This window comes from Kitasatospora sp. NPDC059571 (assembly GCF_042735675.1).
GTDB lineage: Bacteria > Actinomycetota > Actinomycetes > Streptomycetales > Streptomycetaceae > Kitasatospora.
The window spans coordinates 1-2,052 of record NZ_JBHWBW010000758.1; the positions used below are offsets into that span (position 1 = coordinate 1).

A 2,052-nucleotide genomic window follows, 5' to 3' on the forward strand; every position below is an offset into this window, starting at 1 on the left:
GCTGTGCCCGGGCCGCCTCCGCCGAGCCCCTGCCCGTTGCCGCCGCCCACCCCGACCCCGCCGCCGACCCGGTGGCCGCCGACGGCGTCGCCGTTGCCGCCGCCGTTGCCCGGGTTGCCGAACGGGTACCCGCCCCGGCCGTCGAACGGCCGGGCGGAGGCCTGGTCGCGGCCGCCGTCCATCGCCAGGTAGGTGATGCCTGAACCGACGGCGACGCCGGCCAGGGCGGCGACGGCCGCGGCGACGACCACCGGGCGGGAGGGCCTGCGGCGGGCCTTGGCCGGGGTCTGCGAGGCGAGCGGCGGGTACTCCGGGTAGCGGACGGTCGGGCCGCTGCCGACCACCTGGCCCTCGAGCACCGTCGGCTCGTCGCCCGCGGCGGGGGCGGGCCCGTCCGGGCCGGCGGCCGCACCGGGGGCGGGGCGGGTGGTCGCCGTCCAGCCCGTGCCGTCCCACCAGCGCTCGGGGCGGGGCTCGGAGGTGGTGTCCTGGGGGTCCGGGTACCACCCGGCGGGAATCTGCTCGCTCACACCATCGAATCTAAGGGCGGGCGGATAAGCGCGATATCAGCGGGACGGTGAAAACCGCCGTTCCGCGATGAGATTACGGTGAGAATCGGATCACGGTGCCGTTGACCCCCGCCGATGCCTCGCCCGCGAGGTACGCCGCGGCCGCGGCCAGCCGGTCCACCCGGCCGGCGTCCGCCCCCAGGGCGTTGAAGCGGATCCCCTCCGGGCCGAAGCGCGCGGCGAGCTCCCGGGTCAGCGCGACCACCCCGGCGGCGGCCGCCACCGCCGCGACGCCGCCCTCCACGGCGGGGCCGGCCAGGTTCACCACCGAGCCGCGGCCGTGCCGGCGCAGGTACGGCAGCACGGCCCGGCAGCCCAGGAAGACCGCGGTCAGCCGGCTGTCCTGCACCGCGCGCCAGGCGTCCGGCGAGGTCTCCAGCGCCGGCCCGTCGCCCGGCGGCGGCCCACTGGTGCCGTGGAACACCGCATCGATGCCGCCGAACCGCTCGTAGACCTCGTCGAACAGCGCCTCGACCATGTACTCGTCCAGCGGATCGGTGTGCACGAACAGGCCGCCGACCGAGCGGGCCACCGCCTGGCCCGCCCGCTCGTCCGGATCCGCGCAGACCACCCGGGCGCCGTCCGCGGCGAACCGCCGGGCGACCGCGGCCCCGGCCTCCCCCGCGAAGCCGCTCACCCCGCTGACCACCGCCACCGGCCCGGCCGACCGGCCGGGCCCAGCCGTCTCGGCCATCCCGGACTCCCTCCGTCACGTCGTGCAGCGACACGGTTACCGTACGTCGTACCGCCGACCGCGGCTCTGCGGCGCGTGCCGAACCACCGGATCCCGTCCGTTCGCCACGGCGGGCGGCAGAATGCGCGCCATGACTTCACGGCCTGTGATCGGTATCAGCACGCTCGTCACCGACGCCGCCTGGGGCCGCTGGGAACGGATCCGCACCGTCCTGCTCGCCGAGCGCTACCCCGCCGTGGTGCAGGCCGCGGGCGGGCTCGCCGTCCTCCTGCCGCCGGACGCGGCCGAACACGCCGCCGACGCCGTCGCCCGGATCGACGCCCTGGTCGTCTCCGGCGGCTCGGACGTCGACCCGGCCCGCTACGGCGCGGCACGGCACCCGGAGACCGACGCCGGCGAGCCCGAGCGGGACGTGTGGGAGAGCGCGCTGCTCACCGCCGCCCTGGCGGCCGGCGTCCCGGTGCTCGGCATCTGCCGCGGGATGCAGCTGCTGAACGTCGTCCTCGGCGGCACCCTCGTCCAGCACCTGCCCGACGCGGTGGGCCACCAGGGGCACGTCGGCGCGCCGGGGACGTACGGCCGGCACGCCGTGCGGCCGGTGCCCGGCACCCTGCTCGGCGGCCTGCTCCCGGAGGAGTCCGTCCAGGTGCCGACCTTCCACCACCAGGCGGTGGACCGGCTCGGCGCGGGCCTGGCGGTCTGCGCGTGGGCCGAGGACGGCACGGTGGAGGCCGTGGAGGGCCCCGGCTTCACCCTCGGCGTCCAGTGGCACCCGGAGCAGGGCGACGA

The 2,052-nt window shown here is 77.5% G+C and carries 3 protein-coding genes; 1 reads left to right on the top strand and 2 read right to left on the bottom strand.

Annotated features, from left to right (window positions below; translation table 11 throughout):
• Together ACFV0G_RS38715 and ACFV0G_RS38720 are read right to left on the bottom strand one after the other, a co-directional pair.
• Positions 1–530: DUF2510 domain-containing protein (locus ACFV0G_RS38715; RefSeq protein ID WP_380558395.1), on the bottom strand; the 530-nt coding region annotated here is incomplete at its 3' end.
• Between the two features lie 73 nt (positions 531–603).
• Positions 604–1,263 carry an SDR family oxidoreductase gene (locus ACFV0G_RS38720; RefSeq protein WP_380558398.1) on the bottom strand — a complete coding sequence of 220 codons (660 nt, stop codon included), beginning with the start codon at positions 1,261–1,263 and terminating at the stop codon, positions 604–606.
• Between the two features lie 130 nt (positions 1,264–1,393).
• Between ACFV0G_RS38720 and ACFV0G_RS38725 the strand changes: the two genes are divergently transcribed.
• On the top strand, positions 1,394–2,052 hold a 659-nt coding region (locus ACFV0G_RS38725; protein ID WP_380558401.1), incomplete at its 3' end, for a gamma-glutamyl-gamma-aminobutyrate hydrolase family protein.

Coding starts and splice junctions, on each gene's coding strand:
- ACFV0G_RS38720 (WP_380558398.1), bottom strand. CDS start 1,263: ATGGCCGAGACGGCTGGGCCCGGCCGGTCGGCCGGGCCGGTGGCGGTG.